Origin of the sequence: Roseomonas sp. CCTCC AB2023176 (genome assembly GCF_042259275.1) — a bacterium.
Lineage (GTDB): Bacteria > Pseudomonadota > Alphaproteobacteria > Acetobacterales > Acetobacteraceae > Roseomonas.
Map to the genome: position 1 here is coordinate 3,210,636 of NZ_CP170086.1, position 23,472 is coordinate 3,234,107.

At 73.5% G+C, this 23,472-nt stretch carries 29 protein-coding genes, 1 tRNA gene and 2 pseudogenes; 14 read left to right on the forward strand and 18 right to left on the reverse strand.

All coding sequences use genetic code 11. From position 1 onward, the window contains the following. Position 1 precedes the first annotated feature (1 nt). Positions 2-1,345 (forward strand): FAD-dependent oxidoreductase, encoded by a 1,344-nt coding sequence (locus tag ACE7GA_RS16075; RefSeq protein ID WP_376088423.1) that lies wholly within the window; start codon positions 2-4, stop codon positions 1,343-1,345. Beyond that, on the forward strand, positions 1,342-1,788 hold the full coding sequence (locus tag ACE7GA_RS16080) for a DUF1810 domain-containing protein (RefSeq protein WP_376088426.1): 447 nt from the start codon (positions 1,342-1,344) through the stop codon (positions 1,786-1,788). Before ACE7GA_RS16075 ends, ACE7GA_RS16080 begins: the two co-directional genes overlap by 4 nt. Here ACE7GA_RS16080 and ACE7GA_RS16085 read toward each other — a convergent pair. From ACE7GA_RS16085 to ACE7GA_RS16095, 3 genes are all read right to left on the reverse strand, one after another. Then, positions 1,719-2,327 carry a YdeI family protein gene (locus ACE7GA_RS16085; RefSeq protein ID WP_376088429.1) on the reverse strand — a complete coding sequence of 203 codons (609 nt, stop codon included), beginning with the start codon at positions 2,325-2,327 and terminating at the stop codon, positions 1,719-1,721. The genes ACE7GA_RS16080 and ACE7GA_RS16085 overlap by 70 nt on opposite strands. A 166-nt stretch (positions 2,328-2,493) precedes the next feature. Beyond that, positions 2,494-2,634 carry a hypothetical protein gene (locus ACE7GA_RS16090; protein WP_376088432.1) on the reverse strand — a complete coding sequence of 47 codons (141 nt, stop codon included), beginning with the start codon at positions 2,632-2,634 and terminating at the stop codon, positions 2,494-2,496. A 198-nt stretch (positions 2,635-2,832) separates the two neighbouring features. Then, positions 2,833-2,919 (reverse strand) — tRNA-Leu (locus ACE7GA_RS16095). A gap of 104 nt (positions 2,920-3,023) precedes the next feature. Between ACE7GA_RS16095 and ACE7GA_RS16100 the strand changes: the two genes are divergently transcribed. Both ACE7GA_RS16100 and ACE7GA_RS16105 read left to right on the forward strand, forming a co-directional pair. Beyond that, positions 3,024-4,526 (forward strand): ATPase domain-containing protein, encoded by a 1,503-nt coding sequence (locus ACE7GA_RS16100; protein WP_376088435.1) that lies wholly within the window; start codon positions 3,024-3,026, stop codon positions 4,524-4,526. Further along, a complete protein-coding gene (locus ACE7GA_RS16105) occupies positions 4,516-6,177 on the forward strand; it encodes an ATP-binding protein (protein WP_376088438.1) in 1,662 nt (553 codons plus the stop codon). The genes ACE7GA_RS16100 and ACE7GA_RS16105 overlap by 11 nt, the downstream gene beginning before the upstream one ends. Here the strand turns inward: ACE7GA_RS16105 and ACE7GA_RS16110 are convergent, their stop codons facing one another. Both ACE7GA_RS16110 and ACE7GA_RS16115 read right to left on the reverse strand, forming a co-directional pair. Continuing rightward, positions 6,178-6,552 (reverse strand): cupin domain-containing protein, encoded by a 375-nt coding sequence (locus ACE7GA_RS16110; protein ID WP_376088441.1) that lies wholly within the window; start codon positions 6,550-6,552, stop codon positions 6,178-6,180. 10 nt (positions 6,553-6,562) lie between these two features. Continuing rightward, positions 6,563-7,198 (reverse strand): glutathione S-transferase family protein, encoded by a 636-nt coding sequence (locus tag ACE7GA_RS16115; RefSeq protein WP_376088444.1) that lies wholly within the window; start codon positions 7,196-7,198, stop codon positions 6,563-6,565. A gap of 77 nt (positions 7,199-7,275) precedes the next feature. Between ACE7GA_RS16115 and ACE7GA_RS16120 the strand changes: the two genes are divergently transcribed. The 5 genes from ACE7GA_RS16120 to ACE7GA_RS16140 all read left to right on the forward strand — a co-directional run bounded on the left by ACE7GA_RS16120 (position 7,276) and on the right by ACE7GA_RS16140 (position 9,211). After that, complete coding sequence (locus ACE7GA_RS16120) at positions 7,276-7,641, forward strand: restriction endonuclease (protein ID WP_376088446.1); 366 nt, start codon at positions 7,276-7,278, stop codon at positions 7,639-7,641. A gap of 44 nt (positions 7,642-7,685) precedes the next feature. Beyond that, positions 7,686-8,174 (forward strand): disulfide bond formation protein B, encoded by a 489-nt coding sequence (locus ACE7GA_RS16125; RefSeq protein ID WP_376088449.1) that lies wholly within the window; start codon positions 7,686-7,688, stop codon positions 8,172-8,174. Beyond that, positions 8,174-8,740: a demethoxyubiquinone hydroxylase family protein gene (locus ACE7GA_RS16130; RefSeq protein ID WP_376088452.1), complete on the forward strand. Its 567-nt coding sequence runs from the start codon at positions 8,174-8,176 to the stop codon at positions 8,738-8,740. Before ACE7GA_RS16125 ends, ACE7GA_RS16130 begins: the two co-directional genes overlap by 1 nt. 178 nt (positions 8,741-8,918) lie before the next feature. Further along, positions 8,919-9,062: a hypothetical protein gene (locus tag ACE7GA_RS16135; protein ID WP_376088455.1), complete on the forward strand. Its 144-nt coding sequence runs from the start codon at positions 8,919-8,921 to the stop codon at positions 9,060-9,062. Then, on the forward strand, positions 9,059-9,211 hold the full coding sequence (locus tag ACE7GA_RS16140; protein WP_376088458.1) for a hypothetical protein: 153 nt from the start codon (positions 9,059-9,061) through the stop codon (positions 9,209-9,211). Before ACE7GA_RS16135 ends, ACE7GA_RS16140 begins: the two co-directional genes overlap by 4 nt. 29 nt (positions 9,212-9,240) lie before the next feature. Here the strand turns inward: ACE7GA_RS16140 and ACE7GA_RS16145 are convergent, their stop codons facing one another. The 3 genes from ACE7GA_RS16145 to ACE7GA_RS16155 form a co-directional block, all read right to left on the reverse strand. After that, the gene (locus ACE7GA_RS16145) at positions 9,241-9,921 is read right to left on the reverse strand and encodes a DUF3047 domain-containing protein (protein WP_376088461.1); all 681 of its coding nucleotides are present in this window, start codon (positions 9,919-9,921) and stop codon (positions 9,241-9,243) included. A 62-nt stretch (positions 9,922-9,983) separates the two neighbouring features. Then, positions 9,984-10,541, reverse strand: coding sequence for an HNH endonuclease (locus tag ACE7GA_RS16150; RefSeq protein ID WP_376100302.1), 558 nt, complete (start codon positions 10,539-10,541; stop codon positions 9,984-9,986). A gap of 285 nt (positions 10,542-10,826) precedes the next feature. After that, positions 10,827-11,492: an alpha/beta hydrolase gene (locus tag ACE7GA_RS16155; protein WP_376088464.1), complete on the reverse strand. Its 666-nt coding sequence runs from the start codon at positions 11,490-11,492 to the stop codon at positions 10,827-10,829. 44 nt (positions 11,493-11,536) lie between these two features. Here ACE7GA_RS16155 and gluQRS point away from each other — a divergent pair. Next, positions 11,537-12,399, forward strand: a pseudogene (gene gluQRS, locus ACE7GA_RS16160) (tRNA glutamyl-Q(34) synthetase GluQRS). A gap of 63 nt (positions 12,400-12,462) precedes the next feature. On the opposite strand, the gene ACE7GA_RS16165 reads toward gluQRS, so the two are convergent. The 5 genes from ACE7GA_RS16165 to ACE7GA_RS16185 all read right to left on the reverse strand — a co-directional run bounded on the left by ACE7GA_RS16165 (position 12,463) and on the right by ACE7GA_RS16185 (position 16,533). Beyond that, entirely contained in the window at positions 12,463-12,975 is a 513-nt protein-coding gene (locus ACE7GA_RS16165) for a GNAT family N-acetyltransferase (RefSeq protein WP_376088467.1), read from the reverse strand. 13 nt (positions 12,976-12,988) lie between these two features. Then, positions 12,989-14,284 carry an FAD/NAD(P)-binding protein gene (locus ACE7GA_RS16170; protein ID WP_376088470.1) on the reverse strand — a complete coding sequence of 432 codons (1,296 nt, stop codon included), beginning with the start codon at positions 14,282-14,284 and terminating at the stop codon, positions 12,989-12,991. Between the two features lie 148 nt (positions 14,285-14,432). Then, positions 14,433-14,657 carry a hypothetical protein gene (locus tag ACE7GA_RS16175; protein ID WP_376088473.1) on the reverse strand — a complete coding sequence of 75 codons (225 nt, stop codon included), beginning with the start codon at positions 14,655-14,657 and terminating at the stop codon, positions 14,433-14,435. 137 nt (positions 14,658-14,794) lie between these two features. Then, positions 14,795-16,231 carry a carbohydrate porin gene (locus tag ACE7GA_RS16180; RefSeq protein WP_376088476.1) on the reverse strand — a complete coding sequence of 479 codons (1,437 nt, stop codon included), beginning with the start codon at positions 16,229-16,231 and terminating at the stop codon, positions 14,795-14,797. After that, entirely contained in the window at positions 16,228-16,533 is a 306-nt protein-coding gene (locus ACE7GA_RS16185; protein ID WP_376100305.1) for a 4a-hydroxytetrahydrobiopterin dehydratase, read from the reverse strand. The genes ACE7GA_RS16180 and ACE7GA_RS16185 overlap by 4 nt, the downstream gene beginning before the upstream one ends. Positions 16,534-16,583: 50 nt before the next feature. On the opposite strand from ACE7GA_RS16185, the gene ACE7GA_RS16190 reads away from it, so the two are divergent. The 4 genes and pseudogenes from ACE7GA_RS16190 to ACE7GA_RS16205 all read left to right on the forward strand — a co-directional run bounded on the left by ACE7GA_RS16190 (position 16,584) and on the right by ACE7GA_RS16205 (position 19,955). Next, positions 16,584-16,988: a metallopeptidase family protein gene (locus ACE7GA_RS16190; RefSeq protein WP_376088479.1), complete on the forward strand. Its 405-nt coding sequence runs from the start codon at positions 16,584-16,586 to the stop codon at positions 16,986-16,988. A gap of 31 nt (positions 16,989-17,019) precedes the next feature. Continuing rightward, the gene (locus ACE7GA_RS16195; RefSeq protein ID WP_376088482.1) at positions 17,020-17,784 is read left to right on the forward strand and encodes a histidine phosphatase family protein; all 765 of its coding nucleotides are present in this window, start codon (positions 17,020-17,022) and stop codon (positions 17,782-17,784) included. Next, entirely contained in the window at positions 17,781-18,710 is a 930-nt protein-coding gene (locus ACE7GA_RS16200) for an NAD(P)H-hydrate dehydratase (protein WP_376088485.1), read from the forward strand. Before ACE7GA_RS16195 ends, ACE7GA_RS16200 begins: the two co-directional genes overlap by 4 nt. A 130-nt stretch (positions 18,711-18,840) precedes the next feature. Further along, positions 18,841-19,955 (forward strand): annotated as a pseudogene (locus ACE7GA_RS16205) (class I SAM-dependent RNA methyltransferase). A 7-nt stretch (positions 19,956-19,962) separates the two neighbouring features. On the opposite strand, the gene ACE7GA_RS16210 reads toward ACE7GA_RS16205, so the two are convergent. From ACE7GA_RS16210 to ACE7GA_RS16230, 5 genes are all read right to left on the reverse strand, one after another. Continuing rightward, on the reverse strand, positions 19,963-20,646 hold the full coding sequence (locus ACE7GA_RS16210) for a uracil-DNA glycosylase family protein (RefSeq protein ID WP_376088488.1): 684 nt from the start codon (positions 20,644-20,646) through the stop codon (positions 19,963-19,965). Beyond that, on the reverse strand, positions 20,637-21,359 hold the full coding sequence (locus tag ACE7GA_RS16215; RefSeq protein WP_376088491.1) for an NAD-dependent deacylase: 723 nt from the start codon (positions 21,357-21,359) through the stop codon (positions 20,637-20,639). The genes ACE7GA_RS16210 and ACE7GA_RS16215 overlap by 10 nt, the downstream gene beginning before the upstream one ends. Before the next feature lie 145 nt (positions 21,360-21,504). Then, complete coding sequence (locus tag ACE7GA_RS16220) at positions 21,505-21,987, reverse strand: copper chaperone PCu(A)C (RefSeq protein ID WP_376088494.1); 483 nt, start codon at positions 21,985-21,987, stop codon at positions 21,505-21,507. Positions 21,988-21,992: 5 nt separating this feature from the next. Continuing rightward, positions 21,993-22,328 (reverse strand): hypothetical protein, encoded by a 336-nt coding sequence (locus tag ACE7GA_RS16225; RefSeq protein WP_376088497.1) that lies wholly within the window; start codon positions 22,326-22,328, stop codon positions 21,993-21,995. A gap of 11 nt (positions 22,329-22,339) precedes the next feature. Next, positions 22,340-23,320 carry a YcnI family protein gene (locus tag ACE7GA_RS16230; protein WP_376088500.1) on the reverse strand — a complete coding sequence of 327 codons (981 nt, stop codon included), beginning with the start codon at positions 23,318-23,320 and terminating at the stop codon, positions 22,340-22,342. Positions 23,321-23,472 lie beyond the last annotated feature (152 nt).

Here is a 23,472-nt window from a genome sequence, read left to right on the forward strand (position 1 = left end):
CATGCGCGCCCTCATCCTCCGCCGCGTCGCCCTCATCGAGTCTGGCAGTGGCCTCCCGGTCCTGATCGGCGCGGCCTCTGCCCCTGACATGGTCCGCCTCGTCGGCTTCCTGACCCGCAACGGCATGCCGCATTCCGTCCTGGACCCGACGAAGGACGAGGAGGCCGCCGCCACCGCGCGCCGCTTCGGTGCCCGTGCGGAGGGCCGCGTCCTCGTCGTCTGCCCCGACGGCACCGTCATGGACGCGCCGACCGAGGGCGAACTCGCCGCCTGCCTCGGCATGTCCCAGATCACTCGCGGCAAGTCCTTCGACGTCGCCGTCGTCGGCGCCGGCCCTGCAGGCCTCGCAACCGCGGTCTACGCCGCGTCGGAAGGCCTTTCCGTCGTCGTCCTGGACTCCCGCGCCTTCGGCGGCCAGGCCGGCGCCTCCGCGCGCATCGAGAACTACCTCGGCTTCCCGACCGGTATCTCCGGCCAAGCCCTCGCCGGCCGTGCCTTCACCCAGGCCCAGAAATTCGGCGCCGAGATCGCGGTTCCCGTGACCGTCTCCCGCCTCGACTGCTCCTCCGACCACCACCGCCTCTACCTCGCGGATGGCCGCCGCGTGGACGCGAAGGCGATCGTCGTGGCGTCCGGCGCCGCCTACCGTCGCCCGCGCATCCCCAACCTGGCGCGGTACGAGGGCAACGGCGTCTCCTACTGGGCCTCCCCGGTGGAGGCGCGGCTTTGCAAGGGCAGGGAGGTCGCCCTGGTCGGCGGCGGCAACTCCGCGGGGCAGGCGGCCGTCTACCTCGCCTCCCACGCCAAGGCCGTGCACATGCTGATCCGCGGCGACGGGCTGGCGGCGACCATGTCGAAGTACCTCATCGACCGCTTGGCCTCCCTCCCCAACGTCCACCTGCACGCGCGCACCGAGGTCTCGGCCCTGAACGGCGACCGCGGCGGCGGCCTGACCTCCATCACCTGGACCAACCGCGACAGCGGCGAATCCCAGGAATGCCCCTGCCGCAACCTCTTCCTCTTCATCGGCGCCGATCCCAACACCGCTTGGATGGATGGCTGCTGGGTCGAGCTCGACCGCGCGAGCTTCATCCGCACCGGCGACGCGCTGGACGACGCCGCCCTGCGCGGGGCCGGCTGGGCCGAACCCCGGAAGCCCTACGCGCTTGAGACCAGCATTCCCGGCGTCTTCGCGATCGGCGACGTCCGAAGCGGCAGCGTCAAGCGCGTCGCCGCCGCGGTGGGGGAGGGGGCGGCCGCCGTCGCCCAGATCCACGCCTACCTCGCCCTGCGCGACGAGGCGGAGCAGGCTGCCGAGAAGGCCAGGGGCCCTGTCCCCGCATGACCGCCGGCCCCTTCGACCTGGACCGCTTCCTCCGCGCCCAGGAGCCGGAGATGGAATCCGTCCGCCGCGAACTCGAGGAGGGCCGCAAGCGCACGCACTGGATGTGGTTCGTCTTCCCGCAGATCGCCGGGCTCGGCTTCAGCGACGCGGCGCGGCGCTACGCCATCTCCGGCACCGACGAAGCCCGCGCCTACCTCGCCCACCCCGTGCTCGGCCCGCGGCTGCTGGACTGCACGGCGCTCGTCAACGCGGTCCGGGACCGCACGGCACATGACATCCTCGGCAGCCCCGACGACCTGAAGTTCCGATCCTGCATGACCCTCTTCGCCGCGGTGGCGGAGGACCCGGGCCCCTTCCGCGCCGCGCTCGATCGCTACTTCGACGGGGAAGGAGACCCCGCGACCCTTTCCCGCCTGGCCGCGGCCGCGCCTCGGTCGAACTGATTTGCGCGTCGGTTCTCCGCCGCGAGCCGCGCCGTCTCCGCCACCCGCGCCGCCCGCGTCTCCGGACGCTTCGCGTTCCCGATCCACTCCAGGATCCCCCGCCGGACCGACTTCGGAAACGCCGCGAAGTTCCCGCTGGCCGGTACTGCCGCCGCGAGCGCAGCCGCCAGGTCGTCCGGCACGACCAGCGCCTCGACGGCGTCGAGCCTCGCCCAGGACCCGTCGCGCTTCGCGGCCTCGATCTTCTCGAGCCCGGCCGGCGTCATTAGCCCCGCCGCGATCATCCGCTCCACCCGGTCCTTGTTGAGCGCTGACCAGTTGCTCCCCGCCTTGCGCGGCGACAGCAGCAGCATCGTCCGGTCCGCATCCAGGGCGCGCGGCAGGCTGTCCACCCAGCCGAAGCACAGCGCTTCCTCCACGACCGTGTCGTAGGGCACGTGCCGATCCGCGACGTGCTTGCGGAAGGTCACGAGCCAGACGGACCCACTCTGTCGGTGATTGGCGACGAGCCACGCGCGCCACGCTGCGCGCGACGTCACCTCGACTTTCGGAAGATCCTTGCCCGCGGCCACGCAGCGCCCCATCGCGTCCGGGTGGACGACCCGGGACGACCGAGACCTACACCGGCGCCGCGCCCCGTGTCGCGGGTCCGGCCATCATCCTGCGCCGATGACCCCGGGCCGGGCCCGGGCGGCGCCGGTCGTGTCAGCGGATGACGACGGGGCTGCCCGCGACGACCGCCAGGCGGTTCGCCGTGAAGATCTGCTCCGAGGACTGCGCGGTCTGCCGCGCATAGAGGTGCATCGACATCGCGACGACGAGGAAGGCGAACATGGTGGCACGCATTGGGGGCATCTCCGGATCGAGCCGTGGCCTCCGGTCCGGAGCGCCGCCTGGGGTGCCCGTGAGATACGCCCCGTCCCGTCTCAGGCCCGTGTCGCGCACGGCCCCTCTCCGTCGCGCGCGTCGCGCGAACGCACCGGACCGGTCACGTCCAAGAGAGCGACCGACGGGGAGAGTCGGGGAGGTGCTGCCCGAAAACGCTGGTGCGGGCGGTCGGAATCGAACCGACACTCCCTTGCGGGAACCGGATTTTGAGTCCGGCGCGTCTACCAGTTCCACCACGCCCGCGCGCCGGGGTGGATGCCATGCCGGGCCGGGGTCGTCCAGGGCGTACGCCTTGGCGGTCCACAGGCCTCGCGATAAACGAATCAGCCAACGTGAGGCCGATGGCGATGCTTGATGCTGACCCCCGTGTGTCCACGGGAATAACCGGCCTGGACGAGATCCTGCAGGGCGGCCTGACTCCGGACCGCCTGTACCTCGTGGAAGGAATGCCTGGCGCCGGCAAGACTACGCTCGCGCTTCAGTTCCTCCTCGCCGGCGTCCGGCTGGGGGAACCCGTCCTCTACGTCACCCTCTCCGAAACGACGGAGGAACTGCGGGCGGTCGCCGCCTCCCACGGCTGGACCCTCGACGGCATCGAGATGTTTGAGCTCGGCGCCGCCGAGGAGGTGCTCGGCGACGGCCGCCACCAGACCCTCCTGCACCCCTGGGAGGTCGAGCTTGGCGAGACGGTCCGCCTCATCACCGACGAGGTGACCCGCATCTCGCCGCGCCGCGTCGTCTTCGACAGCCTCTCGGAAATGCGGCTGCTGGCGCAGGACCCGCTGCGCTACCGGCGGCAGATCCTGGGCCTGAAGCAGTTCTTCTCCGGCCGGAACTCCACCGTGCTGCTGGTGGACGACCTCGCCGGCACGCCGGAAGGACGCGATGCGCACCTGCATTCCCTTTGCCACGGTGTCATCACGCTGGAGCGCCTGACGCTCGAGTTCGGCGCGGCCCGCCGCCGGGTGGAAGTGCAGAAGCTTCGTGGCGTTGCGTTCCAGGCGGGGTACCACGACATGCTGATCCGTCGCGGCGGCCTGGACATTTTCCCCCGCCTCGTCGCGACCGGGCAGCATGAGCCCTTCGTCGGCGAACCCGTGTCCAGCGGATCGGACGAGCTCGACGCCCTGCTCGGCGGTGGCCCGTTGCGGGGAACCAGCACGCTTGTCCTCGGGCCGGCCGGGACGGGGAAGACGACACTCGCGCTGCAGTACGTCCACGCCGCCTGCGCCCGGGGCGAGAAGGTGGCGACGTATCAGTTCGACGAGCGCATCGGCACGCTCCTGGCCCGCGCGCGCGCGATGAACATGGACCTCGCGCCCTTCATGGCGGCTGGCCTGCTTGACCTGCGTCAGGTTGACCCGGCCGAACTGACGCCCGGCCAGTTCACCGCGGCCGTGCGGGATGCAACGGAGCAAGGCGCGCGGTTGATCGTCGTGGACAGCATCGCCGGCTACCTCAGCGCGATGCCGCAGGAGAAGCAGATTCTCCTCCACCTCCACGAATTGCTGTCCTACCTCAACCAGCGCGGCGTGCTGACGATCCTGGTGCACCCGCAGACCGGGATGATGGCCGGCATGTCCAACATGGCGTTGAACGTCTCCTTCATGGCAGACGCCGTGCTGCTGCTCCGCTTCTTCGAGGCCGGTGGGCGCATCCGCAAGGCGATCTCCGTCGTGAAGAACCGGGGCGGCCCGCATGAGGACGCGATCCGCGAGCTTCGGGTGGACGAGCAGGGCTTCCGGGTCGGGGCACCCCTGACGCAGTTCCGCGGCATCCTGACGGGCACCCCGACCTACGTCGGCGAGGGCGGCCCGCTGCTGGAAGCGCGGAGCGGCGATGCCGTCTGACGGGTCGGCCGGCCCCGTCCTCGTCCTCGCCCCCGCCGGCCGGGACGCGGAGGCCGCGGTGCGCGTCCTCGCGAAGCACGGCATCCCCAGCCGCATCACCGGGAGTCTCGCCGAACTCGCTGAGGGCGTGGACCCTTCCGCCGGCGCGATGCTCATCACGGAAGAGGCGCTGGAACGCTCGGACACCACGCCGCTCCGCGCCGCGCTCGATGCGCAGCCCCCCTGGTCCGACCTGCCGACGGTGCTTCTCGCCCGCCCCCGCGGCGGCCCGATGCGGGAGGACCCGCGCCGCCTCGTCCCCGCCGCGACCAGCACGATGACGCTGGAACGCCCGTTGAGCACCGCCTCGCTCGTCAGCGCGGTGGAATGGGCGCTCGCGTCCCGCCGCCGCCAGCGGCAGCTCCGCGACCACCTGACGGCACTCGAAGACCGCACCGCCGCCCTGCGCGACAGTGAGGCCGCGCTGCGCGAACTCACCGCGACGCTCGAGGCGCGCGTGCTGGCGGAGGTGGGTGAACGCCAGCAGGCCGAGGCTCGGCTCTTCCAGTCGCAGAAGATGGAGGCCGTGGGCCAGTTGACGGGCGGCATCGCCCACGACTTCAACAACCTCCTCACCGGCATCATCGGCGCGCTGGACCTGACGGCGCGGCGCCTCCGTGACGGCCGGACCGAGGGGGTGGAGCGCTACATGGAAGCCGCCCGGGCCTCGGCCATGCGCGCGGCCTCGCTGACCCATCGCCTGCTCGCTTTCTCGCGGCGCCAGTCCCTGGACCCACGGCCGGTGAGCCTGAACCGGCTGGTCCGCTCCATGGAGGACCTGCTACGCCGTACGCTCGGCGAGGGCGTGGTGCTGCGGACCGGCCTGGACCCGGCCGAGCCCTCGGCGCTGGCCGACGAAAACCAGTTGGAAAGCGCCCTCCTGAACCTCGCGATCAATGCCCGCGACGCGATGCCGGACGGCGGCATCCTCACGGTCTCGACCGGCATTGGCCCCGACGGAATGGCGACCATCGCAGTCGGTGACACCGGCACGGGCATGACGCCGGAGGTGCTGGAGCGCGCCTTCGACCCCTTCTTCACGACGAAGCCCATCGGCCAGGGCACCGGCCTCGGCCTGTCCATGATCCATGGCTTCGTCCACCAGTCCGGCGGCGCCGTCCGCATCGACAGCAGCCCCGGCGCCGGCACGACCGTGACCCTGCACCTCCCCCTCGTGCGGGCCGACGACGCCCCGGACGCGCCGGCGCCCGCCCCTGCCGCCCAGCCTGGCCAAGGCGAGGCCGTGCTGCTGGTGGAGGACGACCCGGCCGTTAGGATGCTCGTCCTCGAGGTGCTCCGCGACCTCGGCTACCGGGCGCATGCCGTCGGACGCGCCGACGACGCGTTGCCCATCCTACGCGGCGACGTCCGACTGGATCTGATGGTGAGCGATGTCGGCTTGCCAGGCATGAACGGACGGGACCTCGCGGCCATCGCGCGGCGGCTCCGGCCAGGCCTGCCCGTGCTGTTCATCACGGGCTACCCCGGCGGCGCTTCGACCCGGTCGGAGTTCCTTGAGTCGGGCATGGAACTCGTCTCCAAGCCCTTCGCGATCGACGCCCTTTCCCGCACGATCCGGACGATGATGGAGGAGCGTCCGGCCCCCGGCTGATCAGGGCGCCGCCACTTCCTGCGTCGGGAACTCCGCCGGGGAAGTCACCTCCAGCATCTCCAGGTCGTCGGAATGCGCGACTTCCCGGTGCCGCATGCCCGGCGGCTGCACCACGCTGTCGCCCGGCGCCAGCAGCACTTCCCCGATGTCATCGTACTCGAACCGCACCCAGCCCTTCAGCACCAGCACGAACTGGAAGGACAGGTCGTGCGTGTGCCACTGCGGCTTTGCACCCTCGCCCGGCACCGCACGGATGATGTGCGCGGTGTGCGTCCCGCCCGTCGCCGCCTTCGCGCCGAGGTCACGGTAGGCGAAGAACCCGCGCAGCCCCGCATCGTAGCGTGCGCCGGCGGCGTAGCTGACCGTCGTGCCCATTACCGCCTCCTCAGGTGATGGGATGGTCGAGATGCGCCGCGAAGCCCGCCCGCGCCCGCAGCCGCGCGTGATAGGCCACGAGCCGTGGCAGATCGGGATTCGGGTCCACCGGCAGCATGATCCATCGGTGCAGGTGCGGCCCGAAGGCGATGTCCGCGAGCGAGAACTCCCCACAGGCGTAGTCCCGCCCGTCCGACAGCTCCGCGTCCAGCATCCCCCAGAGCCGCCCCGCCTCGATCGTCGAGGCCCGGATTGCCGCGTGGTCCCGCTTCTCCGGCGGGATACGCACATGCCCGAAGAACACCGGCGTCATCGTCGGTCCCAGTGCCGAGAGCACCCAGTCCATCCACTGGTGCATCTTCGCCCGCCGCTTCGGATCCGCCGGCAGCACGCGCGCGGCGTGCGGCGACCCGTTCGCGAGGAAGTGCAGGATCGCGTGGCTCTCCCACAGGGTGAACCCGTCCTCCGTCTCGACGGTGGGAACCAGCGCCATTGGATTCTTCGCGAGCATGTCCGGGTCCTTCGTCCGCCCAAATGCTCCGCCCGCGTCCACGCGCGTGAAGGGCACGTCCAGCTCGTGGCAGGCCCAGAGCACCTTCATCACGTTGCTGCTGTTCGCGCGGCCGTAGATCGTGAGCACGGACATCCCCCCATTCGTTCCGCCGCAGGTTAGGCCGCTCCGCCGCCCTGGGCCAACCGCCCCCGGCTGCCCATATCCAGCCGGTGTCGAGACGCCATGAAAGGAAGGCGGCGCGCGACCTCGCCGAGGCGCCTCGCCCCGAGCCCGCCGAGGAGCGCTGCGCCCTCTGCCTTCGCCCCATCCCGGCCGGCGCGAAGTCCAGCCGCCACCACCTGACCCCGCGGCTGCGCGGGGGCACGCACAAGGGCACCGTGCGGCTGCACCAGATCTGCCATTCCGCCATCCACGCCCGCTGGACCGAGACGGAACTGGCCCGCCGCCTGACCGAGGTGGACACCCTCCGCAGCGCCCCGGAGCTGACCGACTTCCTCTCCTGGGTCGCGACGAAGCCGCCGGGCTCCCACGCGCCCACGCGGACCGCGCGGGGCCGGAGCGCGAAATGGAAATAGGCACCCGGCTTGCCGAAGCGCCGGGCGCAGCGCATCCCCGGCGCATGGCGACCACGCTCCAGCCCCGCCCGGCCGCGATCACCCTTGCTGCCCTGGCCGCCGCCGCCCCGCTCCTGGCGATGGCGAGCGAGCGGTTCGCCGGCCTCGTGCCCTGCGCCCTCTGCCTCTGGCAGCGCTGGCCCTACTGGGTGGCGGTCGTGATCGCCCTGGTGGCCGCGGGCCTCCGCTCCCGCCTCCTCCTCGCCGCGGCGGGCGTCGTGATCCTCGGCTCCGCCGCCGTCGCCGGCCTGCATGTCGGCGTCGAGCAGGGCTGGTGGCCCAGCCCGCTCCCGGCCTGCTCCGCCCAGGTCGTCACCGGTGCCGCGACCGTCGAGGACCTGATGCGCGGCCTCGCCGCGGCCCCGTCCAAGCCCTGCGACGCGCCGACCTACCTCATCCCCGACCTGCCCCTCTCGATGGCCGCGATGAACGGAATCTACGCGCTTGCCCTGGCCGCGCTCGCGCTTACGTGGGCGCGCAGGAGGACGATGTGATGGACGGATCGAACGTGCGGCTGACGGCGCAGGACCGCCTGCCCGGCGACCCCACCCCGCGACAGGTGGTCGAGCGTATCATCCGCGTGGACCATGCGGGGGAATACGGGGCGCAACGCATCTACGAAGGGCAACTCGCGGTCCTCGGCCGCACCAAGTACCGTCCGGTGCTCGAGCACATGAAGGCCCAGGAGATCGAGCACCTCCGCACCTTCTCCCGCCTGATCGGCGAGCGTCGCGTGCGCCCGACCGCCCTCCTCCCCCTCTGGCACGTCGCGGGATTCGCGCTCGGTGCCGCGACCGCCCTGATGGGCCACCGCGCCGCCATGGCCTGCACCGTCGCGGTCGAGGAGGCGATCGACGAGCACTACGCCGCCCAGCACGCCGCCCTGGGCGAGGACGAGGCCCCGCTGAAGGAAACCATCGAACGCTTCCGCCAGGAGGAACTCGAACACCGCGACATCGGCCTGGAGAACGAGGCGGAACAGGCTCCCGCCTACCGCGCGCTCTCGGCCTTCATCAAGGCCGGCTGCAAGGTCGCGATCGCGGTGAGCGAGAGGGTGTGACGCGACGGCGGTGAACCGGCAGGCGGACGTGCGACGACGGTACGTCGCATGTCCCCTGCCAACCGCCGCATCGCCGAAACTCGCCCAGTCGCGGTGCAGTCTCGGTCCCCCCGCGGAACACGCATTCACGAGATCGTGGGACGGTAAGCCGCAGGGCGCCATAACCCTCGCCTTCGCGGTGCTCGTTGGCCTCCTCATCGTCCTCGGCAGCCTGGCCGTGAACAGGACCTCGGCGAAGTTCCTGGACCTCGTGGATCGCGGCCGGGCCGTCGCCGCGAGGTCCACCTGCGCGGGCTGCGCCTCGTCGGCGCCCTCGTGGTGACGGGGTCTTCGCGGAGCTCGATCGACGGCACCTTCCTCGCCGCCGTGGGCTTCGCCGGCGCGCTCACCGTCCTTGCGCTCCACGACCGCGCCCGCGACGCGAAGGGCGATGGCATGCTGCTCGCCGCCGCCGAGCCCCGCGCCGGCTGACTTGATCGCGGCGCATCGCCGCCCCCCCCTCAGCATGCGTGCAGGCGAATTCTCTCCACCACCGCACTTACCCTCGCCCCCGTATCCTCCGCATCCGTCCCGACCGCGATCTCCTGGACCGGCGGTGGGTCCGCTCCGAAGGACTCGCGCCAGTCCTGCGCCAGGTCCACCCGCTCCTCGAACCACCGCCCCGTCGGCGTCGTCGCTGCACGCCGGACGTGCACGCGTCCGAGTGCCCCGATCCAGGGCGAGTAGAAGTGGTTCGGCTCCCGTCCCGTCCCGCCCCACACGTAGATCAGCACGGAGCGGGGCAGGCTGTGGCTCCCCGCCCGTGCCTGCGCCACCGCGTGCTGCATCCGGTTCCAGGCCGTCGCCCGCGGCGGCCATCCGCCGAAGCCGACAGAAATCGCGACGGCCCGGTCATCCCCGCCCTTCCGCGTCAGGTCCGTCGGCGGCGGCCCAGCCTCCACCCGCCAGCGCCAGGACAGGCACGCCGCCGCGCCGGACACGCGCCGCCAGACGAAGGACCCTTCGCCCGTCCCCTCGATCGCGATCCCGTCCGGCACGCCCCGGAACCGCGCGGGCCGTAGCCCTTCGTAGGGCGCATGGGTCCAGCCTGCCGCCGAGAGCGCCGGATCCGTCGAGACCTCGGCCCGCGCCGCCGGAGCGAGCAGGAGCGCGGGCAGCGCGAGAAGGCCCCGGCGACGCATCGGATGAACATCCGTTAACGTCCGGGGCCGCGCAACCCCGCCGCATTGGTGCTCCGACGCCTTCAGCTCTCCAATTCGGAGTCCCAGTACAGGTAGTCCCGCCAGGACTCGTGCAGGTGGTTCGGCGGAAAGGCCCGGCCGTTCTCCTGCAACTCCCAGGACGTGGGCTGCCGCGGCGCCTGACGCGGGTGCATGTGGCACTCTCGCGGCAGCCGGCTCCCCTTGCGCAGGTTGCACGGCCCGCAGGCCGCGACGACGTTCTCCCACGTCGTTCGCCCGCCGCGGGAGCGGGGGATCACGTGGTCGAAGGTCAGGTCCGGCGTCGCCTGCTCGGCGCCGCAATACTGGCAGGAGAAGCGGTCGCGCAGGAACACGTTGAACCGCGTGAAGGCGGGACGCCGCGCCGCGGGGATATACTCCTTCAGCGCGATCACGCTCGGCAGCCGCATGGTCAGCGACGTCGAGTGCACTTCCTGGTCATACTCGTTCAGCACGGACACACGGTCGAGGAACACGGCCTTCACCGCGTCCTGCCACGACCAGGTCGAGAGCGGGTAGTAGGAAAGCGGCCGGAAATCCGCGTTCAGCACCAGCGCCGGGAACGACCGCCCGCCGATCAGCGCGGCTGCATAGGCCGATCCATCCGATCCCGCGAAGTCTACGCCATCGGGCACGCGCCGCTCCCCAGCCACGCGCGGGGGCGAACGGGTGGGGTCACCCGGACGCGAGACGCCGCGCCGAACCGTTCCGCCGAAGCGGCCACAAGCCCTGGGGCGCCCTCACGCGGTCCGGCCCCAGATCATGTGGCACAGTGCGGAAACGCCTCGAAGATGGCAGCGGTTCCCACGCCGCGCAACACATCGGTCCCCGGTGTTCACGCCGCCGTCACGAAACGAACTGGTCCGTTACGCGCCCGACAAACTCGCCACGGCCCGTTGCAGCATCAGCGCGCCGAGCGAGAGCCCGACCTCGTCGATCCCATGCCCCAGCCGCGGCGAATACGCGGCCTCCACCGGCACCCCGGCCTCGCGCAGCGCGGCCTCCGCGGCACGGCTGCCCATCACCGGCACGACCTCGTCCACCTCGCCATGCACCAGCAGCACCGGCGGACACGACCGGATCTCGGCCGTCAGCGCCGCCGGCGCGATGAGGTAGCCGGAAAACGCGAGGATCGCCGCCGGCGCCGCCGCGCGACGCAACCCGCAGAACAGCGCGGTCATCGCCCCCTGGGAGAAGCCCATGAGCATCACGTTGGTCTCCGGCACCCCCGCCGCGGCGCATTCCCGCGCGATGACCGCGTCCAGCACCGGGACGACCGCGCGCACTCCTGCCTCCATCCGCGCTTGGTTCCGGTCCGAGAGGTCCCACCACTGCCGCCCGAACGCCGAGCCGGGCAGCGGTTCCGGCGCATTCGGCGCGACGAACAGCGCGTCCGGCACCGCCTGCCCCCAGCGCGGCGCGAGGTCGATCAGGTCGTTTCCGTCGGCCCCGTAGCCGTGCAACAGGAGCACGACCTGCTTCGCGGGGCCGCCGGAGGCCGGCCCCCAGCGCGGGCCATCGAGATCGGGCATCGGCAGTTCCCACAAGGTCGCGGCGCCGCTACCCGGTGGCCCCCATGGCGGCAAGCCCCGAAACCACCCGCTTCGCGCCGAGCCCGACGGGATACCTGCACCTGGGCCACGCGTATTCCGCCCTCCTCGCCTGGCACGTCGGACGCCAATCCGGCGGCCGGTTCCTCCTGCGCCTGGAGGACATAGACCCCGGCCGCTGCCGCCCCGACCTCGCCGCCGCGATCGAAGAGGACATGCGCTGGCTCGGCCTCGACTGGGATGGCCCAGTGCGGACCCAGTCCGCGCACCTGCCGGAATACCGCGCGGCGCTCGATTCGCTCGCGGCCCGGGGCATGCTCTACCCCTGCTTCTGCACTCGCGCCGAGATCGCGCGGGAGTCGCCGCCGCCGGCCACGCCCCACACGGACCGGAGGGCGTGCTCTACCCCGGCACCTGCCGCCGCCTCTCGCCCGCCGATCGCGCATCCCGTATCGCCGCCGGCATGCCCTACGCCCTCCGCCTCGACATGACGACGGCCGTCGCCGCCACGGGCCCGCTCTCCTTCGAGGAACTCGACCGGGGCACGATCCCCTGCGACCCGCTCCGCTTCGGCGACGTGGTGCTGGGCCGCAAGGACGCCCCGGCCTCCTACCACCTCTGCGTCACCCACGATGACGCGCTTCAGGGTGTTACTCTCGTTACCCGCGGAGAGGACCTGCACGCCGCGACCGACGTCCACCGTGTCCTGCAAACCCTGATGGGCTGGCCTGCCCCTCGCTACCGCCACCACTGCCTGCTGACCGGCGCCGACGGCCGCCGCCTTGCCAAGCGCGACGGCGCCGCGACGCTCCGCAGCCTGCGCGAGTCCGGACGCACGCCCGCCGAGGTCCGTGCAATGGCCGGCTGGCCCGCGACGGAGGCCAGGTAGGCCCGCGACGAGCGGAGCGATGGTCCTCACGGCATTCGCCTGGTCGCGAAGGCCGCGGCCCGGTCAGTCCTCCGGCGGTCCGCCCGGGATCGGCTTCGACATCGCGACCCCCGAATCCACGGGTGCGGATGGCGCGGCCGCCACGTCCTCCCGATACCCGGCCGCGACGTAGAAGCGCCTTGCCGTCGCCGTGCTCGTCAGGCTCAACCGTGCGGCACCACGCTCCCGCGCCCGGTCCTCCAGCGCGCGAAGCATCGCGCGGCTGACCCCCTGGAACCGCGCCTCGGGTGCCACGTAGTTCAGCGTGACCTGCCCCGCATCGGTGACCCCGCCGACGGCGAGGACGCGCCCTTCCTCCGCCGCGACGAGCAGGCTGTGCCCCGCCTGTCGCATCCACGCGAGCACGTTCCCCGGCGTCTTGTTCGCGAGCCAGGCCGCGAGCCGATCCGGGTCTCCCCGATGGTCCTCGCCGCAGAGCGCGACGATGGACCGCCGCAGCACGTCGCAGGCCGCCTCCGCGTCCTCCGGCCTGGCGTCCCGGACCTCGAGCCCCGCCCTGGCAGGTGCCACGGTCACGCCGCCCGGACCTTCACGCCGGCACCACGCGACCCGCCAGGTGCGTCGCCACCTTCTCCGCCTGCACGCGCAGTTCGGGGACCGCCGTCGCCTCCCAGAACGTCGCGCGCGTCGCCGGCCCCAGCAGGTAGAGCCCCGGCGAGGCCTCCAGCGTCTCCGGATCCGTCAGCATCCCGAGCCCGTAAGGGTCGGGCGAGAGCAGCCCCGTCTCGACCAGCCCCCGCACCAGCGGCTGCGCCAGCAGCCCGCCCGCATTGTCCGGCCCCGTGCAGTTGATGAGCCACTGCGCCGCGACCGACGCCTCTGCCCCACCGCGCCGCTGAAGCCGTGCGTCCCCCGGCGCGAAGGAGGCCAGCCTAGCCGCGTGCAGCGTCAGCCCGCCTGCCTCCTGCTCGGCCGCCAGCCGCGCCGCGACGACCGGTGCCAGCCGGTGCCGGTGGATGTTCCAGGCCGTGCGCCCGTGCCGCAGGAAGCGCCGCCGCGCCGCCGCGTCCATCGCGCGCCAAGCCGGGGTGGTCTGCGGCCGCAGCCCGTCGAAGCCGGCCTGCCAGGGCTCCTCCGCGCAATGCGCCCGCAGGCTCCGCATCGCCTGCGCGAGCCCCCGCTCGACCCGGAACGGTCCGGCGGGCCGCGCCGGCGGCCGCGGCTCCACCTGCGGCAGCGGCGCCCAGCCGTGGCGCGAGACCGCGTGGATGGCGCCGCGATGCCCCCGCCGCTCCCGCAGGCTCAGGATCACGTCCGCCGTCGTCAGCCCCGTGCCGAGCACGAGAACCGCGTCGTCCTCGCCGATTGGGTCCAGCGCCCCCGGCGCCCAGGGGTCGTGGATGACGCCCGGCCCCTCCGCCATCGGCCGCGGCGGCGGATTGCCGAGGCACAGCGCCACCGCCCGCCCGTGGATCCCGGCCGGCTCCATGACGAAGCCCGCGCCGTCTCGCCGCACCGCCGTCGCGCGCAGCGGGTGGTGCGTCACCCCCTCCACGCCTGCGAGCAGGTCGCGCATGTACCGTCCGTAGAGCAGCCGCGGCACGAAGGCGTCCGGCCCCGGGGCGGGGCAGAGCGGCCCGAACTCCGCGGGATCGCGCGTGCTGGTCCAGCGATAGAAGTGCTCCGGCTCATCCGCCAGCGCCGACATGTTCCGTGCGTGGACGTTGAGGAGGTGGATCGGCTCCTGCGTCCCGTAGGCCACGCCCGCCCCCGGCGTCGCCGGGTCGAACAGCGCCACCGGCACGCCCCGCCTGGCCAACTGCACGGCCAGCGCGGTCCCGGTGAAGCCGGCGCCAATCACGAGGACGGGAGACTTCGGGCTCATGCCCCCGGTTTGGACCGGCGTGACAAGCCTTGTCACCCTCCTCGACGACGGCCCCCTTACCCCAGCCGCCACCGTGCTGCCGCGCTGCTGTGCACCGGCCGGGCGACTGCTACGGGCGTGAGCGGTCCACCCCGGCCGGGCGTTCCCGTCAGCCCGCGGCTTGCGGTCTGATGCCTGCCCGCAGCGCCGCCTCGCCCCATTTCTCAATCTCCGCCGGGACGAAAGCGCGCGTCGCCTCCGGCGTCGTCCGCGTCACCTCCGCGCCGCGCGCCCGGTGCCGCGCCGCGACGTCCGGCCGCATCACTGCCGCGCCCGCACTCCCGGACAGCCTCGAGAGGGTCGGCGCCGGGACGTTCGCCGGCCCGGTGAGCATCCTCCGAGGTCGAGGCCTCGAAGCCCGGCATGGCGCGGCGGGTGCAGATGATGGCGTGACCTCCGCCGCCGTGTCGCCCGGCGGTGGGCGAAGGCGGCGCCCTGGCGCGGGAGGCGAGCAAGCGTCCCGCGATCCGCTCAGAACCGGATCGCGGTCCGCAGCCCGATCACCGTCGCATCCCGCGCGCGCCGGGGCGGGTCGCCCTCCGCGCGCGCCGCCATCGCGCCACCGCCGGGGCGGATGACGCGCTGCAGGACCGGCTGCACCGTCCAGCCCGGCACGACGCTCGCCTGGTATGTGGCCTCGATCAGCACCTCGCTCGACCGGACCGGCGCGTCCGGCGTGCCGAAGAGTCGGGCATCGCGGTCCAGCCCGCGCGTGGCGCCACCCAGGCGCGCATAGGCCGCCGCGAGGCCGAAGGTGTCGTCGGGCCTTCCGGGCACCAGCCCCTTCGCGACGATCCCGCCATCCGCGTAGAGCGAGACGAGGTTGCGGTCGCCCGGCGAGGCCCCGGCGCGCGCGAAGACCCCGACCCGGGCATCGCCCTCCCCGCGCCAGACCGCCTGATCCACCCCCGCATAGAGGCCGTGATTGCCCCGCCGGAGCCGCGCCGACCCGCCCGCTTCCGGATCGGCAAGCGAAAGCCCGTCCTGCGTGAACCGGGGGTCGGGAAAGCGGCCGAAATGGTACCAGGCCCCGAGGTTCACCCGCCCCGCGAGCCCGCCGCGGCCATAGGCGTATTGCGCCTCGGCGATGACGAAGGGCTCGTCCCTCAGCCGGAAGCGCAGCCCGTCGCGGTTCCGGCGCTGCGGGTCCTCCTCCCCCGCGCCCGCCGGGTCGCCGTTGAAGGCGCCTGCGAGGATCGTCCACCCCTCCGCCGGGTCGAGCCGCAGCCGCACGCCGGGTGTGGCCAGAGGGTAGGCCGGCCCTCCCGAGGGCAGGTTCGCCCCCGACGACGCCGGCCAGCCGAAGGTCGAGTTCACGAAGAGCGCGCCGTACTCGCTGACCTGGAACTCCGTATCCGCCGCGAGCTGCCCGATCCGGATCGAGCCGCCGCGGAAGGACTGCTCGAACCACAGCTCGTAAAGCCGGGTCGAAGGCAGCGCCTCGATGCCGCTGATCGTCAGGATGTTCCCGGCATACCCGCGGCTCAGCCCGCGCCCGTGGATGGCGAAGAGGTTGGCGTGGATCTTCGCCCCCTCCCACCCGACGGCGCGGCCGAGGTCCAGGTCCGCCTGGAGATCCACCCGCCCCTCGTAGGCGCTGCCCCGCCGCGCGCCGCCCGACGCGTTCCGGAGGACCTCCCCGATGTAGGTGACGGAGAACTCCAGCCCGCGTGCCTCCGCCGCATCCCGGAGGCCGAAGAGGTTGCCGACAGGCCCCAGGAGCGGCGCCACCGACGGCTCCCGCTCGGCATCCTGCGCCGCCGCCTGGTCGGAGGTCTCCGTGCGGGCCTCCTCGGCCGGCGGGCTGGCGGGCCCGGGCTGGACCGATGCGGGCTGCGCGAAGGTGCCCGGCGCGAAGGTAGGCAGCGCGAGCGCCGCCGCGGCGAGGGCCGCGAGGCCAGTCCTCACGGGCCGCCCACCGTCGCGACGAGCGCGTCCATCGCCTGCGCCAGCATCACGTCCCGCTCCGAAAGCCCACCCGCATCGTGGGTGGTCAGCACCACCTCCACCCGGTTCCACACGTTGAACCATTCGGGGTGGTGGTCCTGCTTCTCCGCCAGCAGCGCCACCCGGGACATGAACCCGAAGGCCTCGACGAAATCGCGGAACCGGAAGGTCCGGGCGATGGCGTCCCGCCCTTCCACGACGGTCCAGCCCGGCAGCAGCGCCGGCAGTTCCGCGCGGCGTTGGGATGTGAGGGGGGCGACCATCGGCATCGTTCCGGCTTGACCTCCGGCCCAGATACGTGCCGAACCGCGCCATGGGAACCGCCAGCCGCTTCGGCCCCCCGCCCGGCGCCGAGGACATCGCCGACCTCGCCGAGGCCGCCTTCGCCGCCATACCCGCGGAACTGCGCGAGGCCGTCCGCGGCGCCGCCATCATCGTCGAGGACAACCCGGACGACGAGACGCTGGAGGCGATGGGCCTGGAGCACCCCTGGGAACTCACCGGCCTCTACAAGGGCACGCCGCTGACGGAAAAATCCGTCCTCGACGCGCCGATGGAGCCGGACACCATCCTCCTCTACCGCGAGCCTATCCTGGTCGAGTGGATCGAGACGGGGGTGGACCTGTTCCGCCTCGTCCGCAACGTCCTGATCCACGAGATCGCCCACCATTTCGGCTACTCGGAGGAAGGCATCGAACGCCTGGAGCGGGAGGAGTAACCCCGCCCGCCCCCGGGCGTTGGCCGAAGCGATGGCGCTCAACTGGCCGCATACCCTCTGGATCGTCCGCCACGGCGAGAGCGCGGGGAACCTTGCCCGCGACCGCGCCCAGGCCGAGGGCGCCTCCCGCATCGCGCTCGAGGGGCGCGACGTGGACGTGCCCCTCTCCCCGCTCGGCGAGGAACAGTCCCGCGCCCTCGGCCGCTGGTTCGGCGACCTGCCGGAGGACGGACGCCCCGAGGCGATCCTCTGCTCCCCCTACCTCCGCGCCCGCCACACGGCGGAACTCATCGCCGAGACTGGCCGCCTGCCGATCCACCGCGCCGACTTCGTCGTGGACGAACGGCTGCGGGAGAAGAAGTTCGGCGTCCTCGACGGCCTGACCGGCCACGGCATCCGCCAGGTCCACCCGGATCAGGCGGAGTTCCGCCGCCTCCTCGGCAAGTTCTACCACCGGCCGCCGGGCGGCGAATCCTGGTGCGACGTCATCCTCCGCCTGCGCTCGGCCCTCGATACGATCTCCCTGCACTACGCCGGCCGGCGGGTGCTGATCGTCGGACATCAGGTCGTCGTCCTTTGCATGCGCTACCTGCTGGAGCGGATGTCGGAGGACGAGATCCTGGCGGTGGACCGCGAGGGCGACGTGCCGAACTGCGGCGTCACGGAATACGCGCACGACCCGGCGCAGGGCGCGGGCGGCGGTCTCGTGCTCCGGCGCTACAACTTCGTCGCCCCCATGCTGCGCGCAGGCACGCCCGTCACCGCCGCGCCGGACGCCAGGGCCGCCGCGTCTTGAGCGGGGTCGAGGAGGTTACGCCGGACTGGCTCGCCGCTAACCCGCTGCCGATGCCCGCCGAGGACGACGACAAGACGGGCCGCGGCACCGTCCTTGTCGTCGGCGGCTGCGCCGAGATCCCGGGCGCCGTCCTGCTAGCCGGCGAAGGCGCGCTCCGCGCCGGCGCGGGGCGGTTGCAGATGGCGACCGTCCGCTCCGCCGCCACGCAACTCGCGATCGCCGTGCCCGAGTCCCTCGTCCTCGGCCTCGATGAGACGGAGGGCGGCTGCATCGCCGCCGGCGCCGCCCGCGCGGTTGCCCCGCAGCTGTCGCGCTGCACCGCCCTGGTCCTCGGCCCCGGCATGCCGGAGGACGGCGCCGGCGACCTCGTCGCGGCCCTCCTCGGCAGCGCCGAGCCAGGCCCCGCGATCGTCCTCGACGCCGCCGCCCTCACGGCCCCCGGCAACGACGCGGTGATCCGCCGTCATGCCGGCCGCAGCGTCGTCACGCCCCATGCCGGCGAGATGGCCCGCCTCCTCGACCGCCCGCGCGACGCGGTGGAGGCCGATCCCCTAGCCGCCGCGCGCGAGGCCGCCGCGCGCCTCGACGCGGTCGTCGCCATGAAGGGCGCGACCACCTGGATCGTCGCCCCGTCCGGCCGCGCCGCGCGCTCTGGCCACGGCCATGTCGGCCTCGCCACCTCCGGCTCCGGCGACACCCTCGCCGGCATCGTCGGCGGCCTGCTCGCCCGCGGCGCAGACCCCTTCACCGCGACCTGCTGGGCCGTCTGGCTCCACGCCGAGGCGGGGCACCGCATGTCCGCGCGGCGCGGCCCCCTCGGCTTCCTCGCCCGCGAACTCCTGGCTGAGATTCCTGGCATCATGGCCGACCTCGCGCGCCGCGAGGACCGCCCGGACCGCCGCGCCCCACCGACGATGCTGGCCTGAACCCGCCAGCCACCGGCGGCCTCGCGCTGACGCGGTGCGCCACGGCTATCGTCTTCACGCCCGGGCGTGGGGCGGAGGACGTTTGCCCCGCGCGGATGCGCGGCGCCGGTCGGCGTGCGATGCAGCCCGGATGACGCGCGACGCGGACCACGAGATCTTCCTGGAAGCCCCGCCCGGCCTGGAGCCCGTGCTTTGGGAGGAGGTGCGCGGCAAGGGCTTCCGCCAGCCGAAGGTCGTCCCCGGCGGCGTGGTCCTGCGCGGCGGCTGGCCCGATGCCTGGCGCGCCAACCTCTGGCTCCGCGGCGCGGGCCGCGTTCTCGTCCGGATCGCGTCCTTCCACGCCGCGCACCTGGCCGAGCTCGACGCCCGCGCCCACCGCGTGCCCTGGGCGGAGGTCCTGCGCCCCGACACGCCGTTCCGCGTCGAGGCGACCTGCCACGCCTCCCGGATCTACCACAGCGGCGCCGCGTCCCAGCGGATCGCCACGGCCATCCGCGACACGACGGGTGCTCCCGAATCGCCCGACGCACCGGTCACCGTCGCGGCCCGCCTCGACCACGACACCTGCACGATCAGCGTCGATACCTCCGGCGACCCGCTGCACAAGCGCGGCTACAAGGAAGCCGTCGCCCGCGCGCCGATGCGCGAGACCATGGCCTCCTCTTCCTCCGCCGCTGCGGCTACGACGGCGACGAAGCGCTGCTCGACCCCATGTGCGGCTCAGGTACCTTCGTTATCGAGGCAGCCGAGATCGCCGCCCGCCTCAACCCGGGACGCGTGCGCCGCTTCGCCTTCGAACACCTCGCGACCTTCGACGCCGCGGCCTGGGCGCGCATGCGCGACGTCTCCCGCGCCCGCACCCCGCCGCATCGCCTGCACGGCAGCGACCGCGACGCAGGCGCCATTGCGGCGAGCCGCGCCAACGCCGAACGCGCCGGCGTCGCCGACTTTGCCGCGTTCCGGCAGGCCACCATCAGCGACATCACGCCCCCCGACGGCCCACCCGGCCTCGTCATCCTCAACGCGCCCTACGGCGCGCGCATCGGGGAGGGGAGGGACCTCGTCCCGCTCCACCGCGCGATCGGCCAGATCCTGGTGACGCGCTTCGCCGGCTGGCGTGTCGGCCTTGTCACCGCCGAGCCCGCGCTGGCCCGCGCCACGGGCCTCCCCTTCCTGCCGCCGGACGCGCCGGTGCCCCATGGCGGCCTCCGCGTGCAACTGTTCCGCACGGCGCCGCTGCCGTGACGCGCCCTCAGGACAGCGCCCGCGCGACCTCCTGCCTCAACGCCGGCAGCACGTCTTCCTCGAACCACGGGTTCCGCTTCGCCCAGACGAGCGTCCGCCACGACGGATGCGGCAGCGGGAACACGCCCGGCAGCGTCGCGCGGAACTCGCGCACGCGCTCCGCCAGCCCGGGCTTCGGCCCCAGCACGAACCGCACGGCATAGGACCCGACCAGCAGCCTTACCCGCAGGTCGCGGAACAGCGGGAGGATGCGCGGGTGCCAGGTCGGCGCGCAGTCGCGGCAGGGCGGCGCGTCGCCGCCATTCGGCAGCCGCCCCGGGTAGCACATGCCCATCGGCAGGATCGCGAGCCTGGTCGGGTCCCAGAAGGTCGCGCGGTCCATCCCGAGCCAGTCCCGCAGACGCTCCCCCGAGGCATCGTCGAAGGGCACGCCGGAGAAATGCGCCTTCGTCCCCGGCGCCTGGCTCGTGACCAGGATCCGCGCCTCCGCGTGCAACTGGCAGATCGGCCGCGGCCCGAGCGGCAACCGGTCCGCGCATAGCGTGCAGGACCGCGCCAGCGCCGCGGCCTCGTCCATGCCGACACCCGCCGGGAAGCCTGGATCGCGGGCCGCGACATCGGTCCGGCGCGCCGCCGGCACCGCGAAGGGATCCTCCAGCGCCGCCCGACGCCGCCGGGGCGTCACCGCCACCGCGCCATCACCTCCCCGACCCATTGGGGAACGAGGCGGGTCGCCGGCCCGTGTCGCGCCTCGTCGAACAGGCGCGTCCCCTCGCTCGGCTCCAGGTTCAGCTCCAGCGTCTCCGCCCGCCCGCGCACCTCCGCGACGAAGCCCGCGGCCGGATATACCGCGCCGCTCGTGCCGATGGAGACGAAGAGGTCGCAGACCGACAGCGCCTCCCCGATCCGCTCCATCTCCAGCGGCATCTCGCCGAACCAGACGACGTGCGGCCGCAGCCGCCCCGGCACGCCGCAGGCCGGGCAGGCCGGCCCGTCAGCGAGCGTGTCGGGCGACACGACGACGGCGTGACAGGTCAGGCAGCGCGCCTTCGCCAGTTCCCCGTGCATGGCGATCAGCCGCCGCGACCCCGCGCGGCCGTGCAGGTCGTCCACGTTCTGCGTCACCAGCAGGAACCCGCCGGGCCAGCGCGCCTCCAGTTCCGCGAGCGCGCGATGCGCCGCGTTCGGTTCCACGCCGGCGTTGCGGAGCTGCATCCGGCGTGCGTCGTAGAACGCCTGCACGCACGCCGGATCGCGCGCGAAGGCCTCCGGCGTCGCGACGTCCTCGATCCGCACCTGCGCCCAGATGCCCTCTGGATCGCGGAAGGTGTGCAGCCCGGATTCGCGGGAAATTCCCGCCCCGGTCAGGACGACGATGTTCGGGGGACGGGCGCCGGGGGCCATGCCGCCCGCAGGTCGGCCCCGTTCCGCACGGCGTCAAGCCGGGCGGCGGGGACCTCCGGGCCCGCCATGGGCCACGCGCGGCCGCCGGCCCCGGAGCAAACGCTGCCGCGTCCCCCCGGCGCAGCGCGGCGACGCGTGGGGGCTCTCAGTGCGCGTGGCCCTCGGTGCGCGTGGCCCCCGGCCGGCCCGGCGCCTCCACCGTCAACTCCACCTGCACGTTCCCCGCCCGCTCGAAGGTCAGCGTCACGGGCACGCGATCGCCCGCGCGCAGCGGCGCGGCAAGACCGATGAGCATGAGGTGCAGCCCGCCCGGCGCCAGGGTCACGGTACCGCCGGCCGGCACGGCGATGCCCTCGACCGGCCGCATGCGCATGACACCGCCGTCCATCGTCATCGAATGCAGCTCGGCCAAGCGCGCCGCTGGAGTCGTGGCCGAGAGCAGGCGGTCCGCGGCGCCGGTGCTGCGCAGCGTCATGAAGCCAGCCGCCGTGCCACCCTGCAGCGCCGGCCGCGACCAGGGTCGCAGGATGGCGACCTCGCCCGCGACCGTCTCCTGCGCCCGGGCCGGAAGCGCGGCGAGGAGCGCCGCCGCCAGCAAGACCGCCCGGATGGAAGCCCGTCGCGTCATGGTTCTCATCCCACCCCGATCTCGGGCGACAGTCCCGCCCGCGCCTCGATCCGTCCCGCGAGCCGCGCCAGCGCCGCCGCGGTGCGCACGGCAACCTTCGGGTCCCCGTCCCGCGCCGCCGCGCGCGCCAGGGCGGCGCCGCGCTCGGCCAGGGCGCGTTCCGCCGACGTGGCGTGGGGCAGGGCCGCGTCCAGGGCGGCCAGCGCAGGCTCGACCGCCGCGTTCGCAACGGCGGTGATGTAGGCGTCCATCTCCGCGGGGTCGCAGGCCCGCGCGGGGCGGGCGAGGACCCCGGCCGCCGCGATCGCCGCGGCGGGGAAGAATAGGTGGCGTCTGTCCATGGCGCGCCTCCTCACGAGCGCGGCAGCAGGCGGAGCGCCGGCGCCGGGGTGGGGTTTTCCGTCGGGCGCCGGTTCGGGTCGGGGATCTGGGTCCAGGACGCGGAGCGCCCGTCCTCGCAGCCCTGCACGACGGGGACGTAGAGCAGCTCCCCCGGCCGGTCCGGCAGCCGCATCCGCACGACGAACTCGTCGTAATGGGCGTGATCAAGCGGCCCGCCCTCCCAGGTGACTGTCGCGACCTCGGGCACGGCGCCATGACGGGTGGGCGGGGGACCGGCGGGCGGGGGCACCTCCTCGCGCGGCGTGGTCGTCAGCCGCCAGCCCGGCTTCGGCATCGGCAGGGCCTGGGTCACGCCGGGCGGGACCTGGACCGTGATGCGGGTGGTCGCGGCGCCCTCGCACCCGTGGGGGACGCGGAAGACGGCGCGGTAGATGGCGTTCGCCGGCGCCTGCTGGACCTCCAGCGTGACATGCGCCGCGGCAGGCGCGCTGAGGGCGCCCATGAGGGGGCCGGTAAGGGCGAGGCACGCGGCCCCGCGTGTGACGATGGACATGGTGAGCCTGTCGCTCTGACGTGTCGGGGCCGGGCGCGCGAACGCACCGGCGGCGGATCGGTCAGGCGAAGGCGGGGGTGCCCTCGGTGCGTAGGGCGGCGCGCGGGCGGCGGGGCGCAGCCCCCGCGCCGCGGCGATCGGGACCGGCACCTCCGCGACGGTCCAGGCCGGCTCCGACAGGGTGGGCGGCGTGGGAAGGGCAGGGGCGGCGAGGAGCGGGCAGGCGGCGCAGAAGCCGGGCTCAGCGTGCGGCGGCGCCTCTGGCAGCACCGTTCCGTCCGCGGTCATCCGCACCACGCGCGTCCCGTCGGACGAGCAGATCTCGACGAGGTGTCCGGCCGGCGCCGCCATGGCCAGGCAGTGCGCCGCCGCCCACCCCGTCTGCACGAGCAGCACCAGGGCGAAGAGGGCGGTCAGGACGGGCCGGACGGCACGCATGGCCGGGCCTTTAGCGGCCCCCGTCCCCTGGCACCAGCGGGCGAAGCGGCGGGCAAGAGCGCGTGATCGGGCCGCCAGGTGGCCGATCGCGTCCCATATTGCAGTGCAGCATAGGGCGCCGCAGTGTTCCGTCGCCGCGGATCGCCCCTGAA

What these genes read in the sequence shown, in the direction of transcription:
- ACE7GA_RS16075 (WP_376088423.1), top strand. Translation starts at nt 2, where the DNA reads ATGCGCGCCCTCATCCTCCGCCGCGTCGCCCTCATCGAGTCTGGCAGT.
- ACE7GA_RS16080 (WP_376088426.1), top strand. Translation starts at nt 1,342, where the DNA reads ATGACCGCCGGCCCCTTCGACCTGGACCGCTTCCTCCGCGCCCAGGAG.
- ACE7GA_RS16090 (WP_376088432.1), bottom strand. Translation starts at nt 2,634, where the DNA reads ATGCGTGCCACCATGTTCGCCTTCCTCGTCGTCGCGATGTCGATGCAC.
- ACE7GA_RS16100 (WP_376088435.1), top strand. Translation starts at nt 3,024, where the DNA reads ATGCTTGATGCTGACCCCCGTGTGTCCACGGGAATAACCGGCCTGGAC.
- ACE7GA_RS16105 (WP_376088438.1), top strand. Translation starts at nt 4,516, where the DNA reads ATGCCGTCTGACGGGTCGGCCGGCCCCGTCCTCGTCCTCGCCCCCGCC.
- ACE7GA_RS16110 (WP_376088441.1), bottom strand. Translation starts at nt 6,552, where the DNA reads ATGGGCACGACGGTCAGCTACGCCGCCGGCGCACGCTACGATGCGGGG.
- ACE7GA_RS16115 (WP_376088444.1), bottom strand. Translation starts at nt 7,198, where the DNA reads ATGTCCGTGCTCACGATCTACGGCCGCGCGAACAGCAGCAACGTGATG.
- ACE7GA_RS16125 (WP_376088449.1), top strand. Translation starts at nt 7,686, where the DNA reads ATGGCGACCACGCTCCAGCCCCGCCCGGCCGCGATCACCCTTGCTGCC.
- ACE7GA_RS16130 (WP_376088452.1), top strand. Translation starts at nt 8,174, where the DNA reads ATGGACGGATCGAACGTGCGGCTGACGGCGCAGGACCGCCTGCCCGGC.
- ACE7GA_RS16145 (WP_376088461.1), bottom strand. Translation starts at nt 9,921, where the DNA reads ATGCGTCGCCGGGGCCTTCTCGCGCTGCCCGCGCTCCTGCTCGCTCCG.
- ACE7GA_RS16155 (WP_376088464.1), bottom strand. Translation starts at nt 11,492, where the DNA reads ATGCCCGATCTCGATGGCCCGCGCTGGGGGCCGGCCTCCGGCGGCCCC.
- ACE7GA_RS16170 (WP_376088470.1), bottom strand. Translation starts at nt 14,284, where the DNA reads ATGAGCCCGAAGTCTCCCGTCCTCGTGATTGGCGCCGGCTTCACCGGG.
- ACE7GA_RS16175 (WP_376088473.1), bottom strand. Translation starts at nt 14,657, where the DNA reads ATGCTCACCGGGCCGGCGAACGTCCCGGCGCCGACCCTCTCGAGGCTG.
- ACE7GA_RS16185 (WP_376100305.1), bottom strand. Translation starts at nt 16,533, where the DNA reads ATGGTCGCCCCCCTCACATCCCAACGCCGCGCGGAACTGCCGGCGCTG.
- ACE7GA_RS16190 (WP_376088479.1), top strand. Translation starts at nt 16,584, where the DNA reads ATGGGAACCGCCAGCCGCTTCGGCCCCCCGCCCGGCGCCGAGGACATC.
- ACE7GA_RS16195 (WP_376088482.1), top strand. Translation starts at nt 17,020, where the DNA reads ATGGCGCTCAACTGGCCGCATACCCTCTGGATCGTCCGCCACGGCGAG.
- ACE7GA_RS16215 (WP_376088491.1), bottom strand. Translation starts at nt 21,359, where the DNA reads ATGGCCCCCGGCGCCCGTCCCCCGAACATCGTCGTCCTGACCGGGGCG.
- ACE7GA_RS16220 (WP_376088494.1), bottom strand. Translation starts at nt 21,987, where the DNA reads ATGACGCGACGGGCTTCCATCCGGGCGGTCTTGCTGGCGGCGGCGCTC.
- ACE7GA_RS16225 (WP_376088497.1), bottom strand. Translation starts at nt 22,328, where the DNA reads ATGGACAGACGCCACCTATTCTTCCCCGCCGCGGCGATCGCGGCGGCC.
- ACE7GA_RS16230 (WP_376088500.1), bottom strand. Translation starts at nt 23,320, where the DNA reads ATGCGTGCCGTCCGGCCCGTCCTGACCGCCCTCTTCGCCCTGGTGCTG.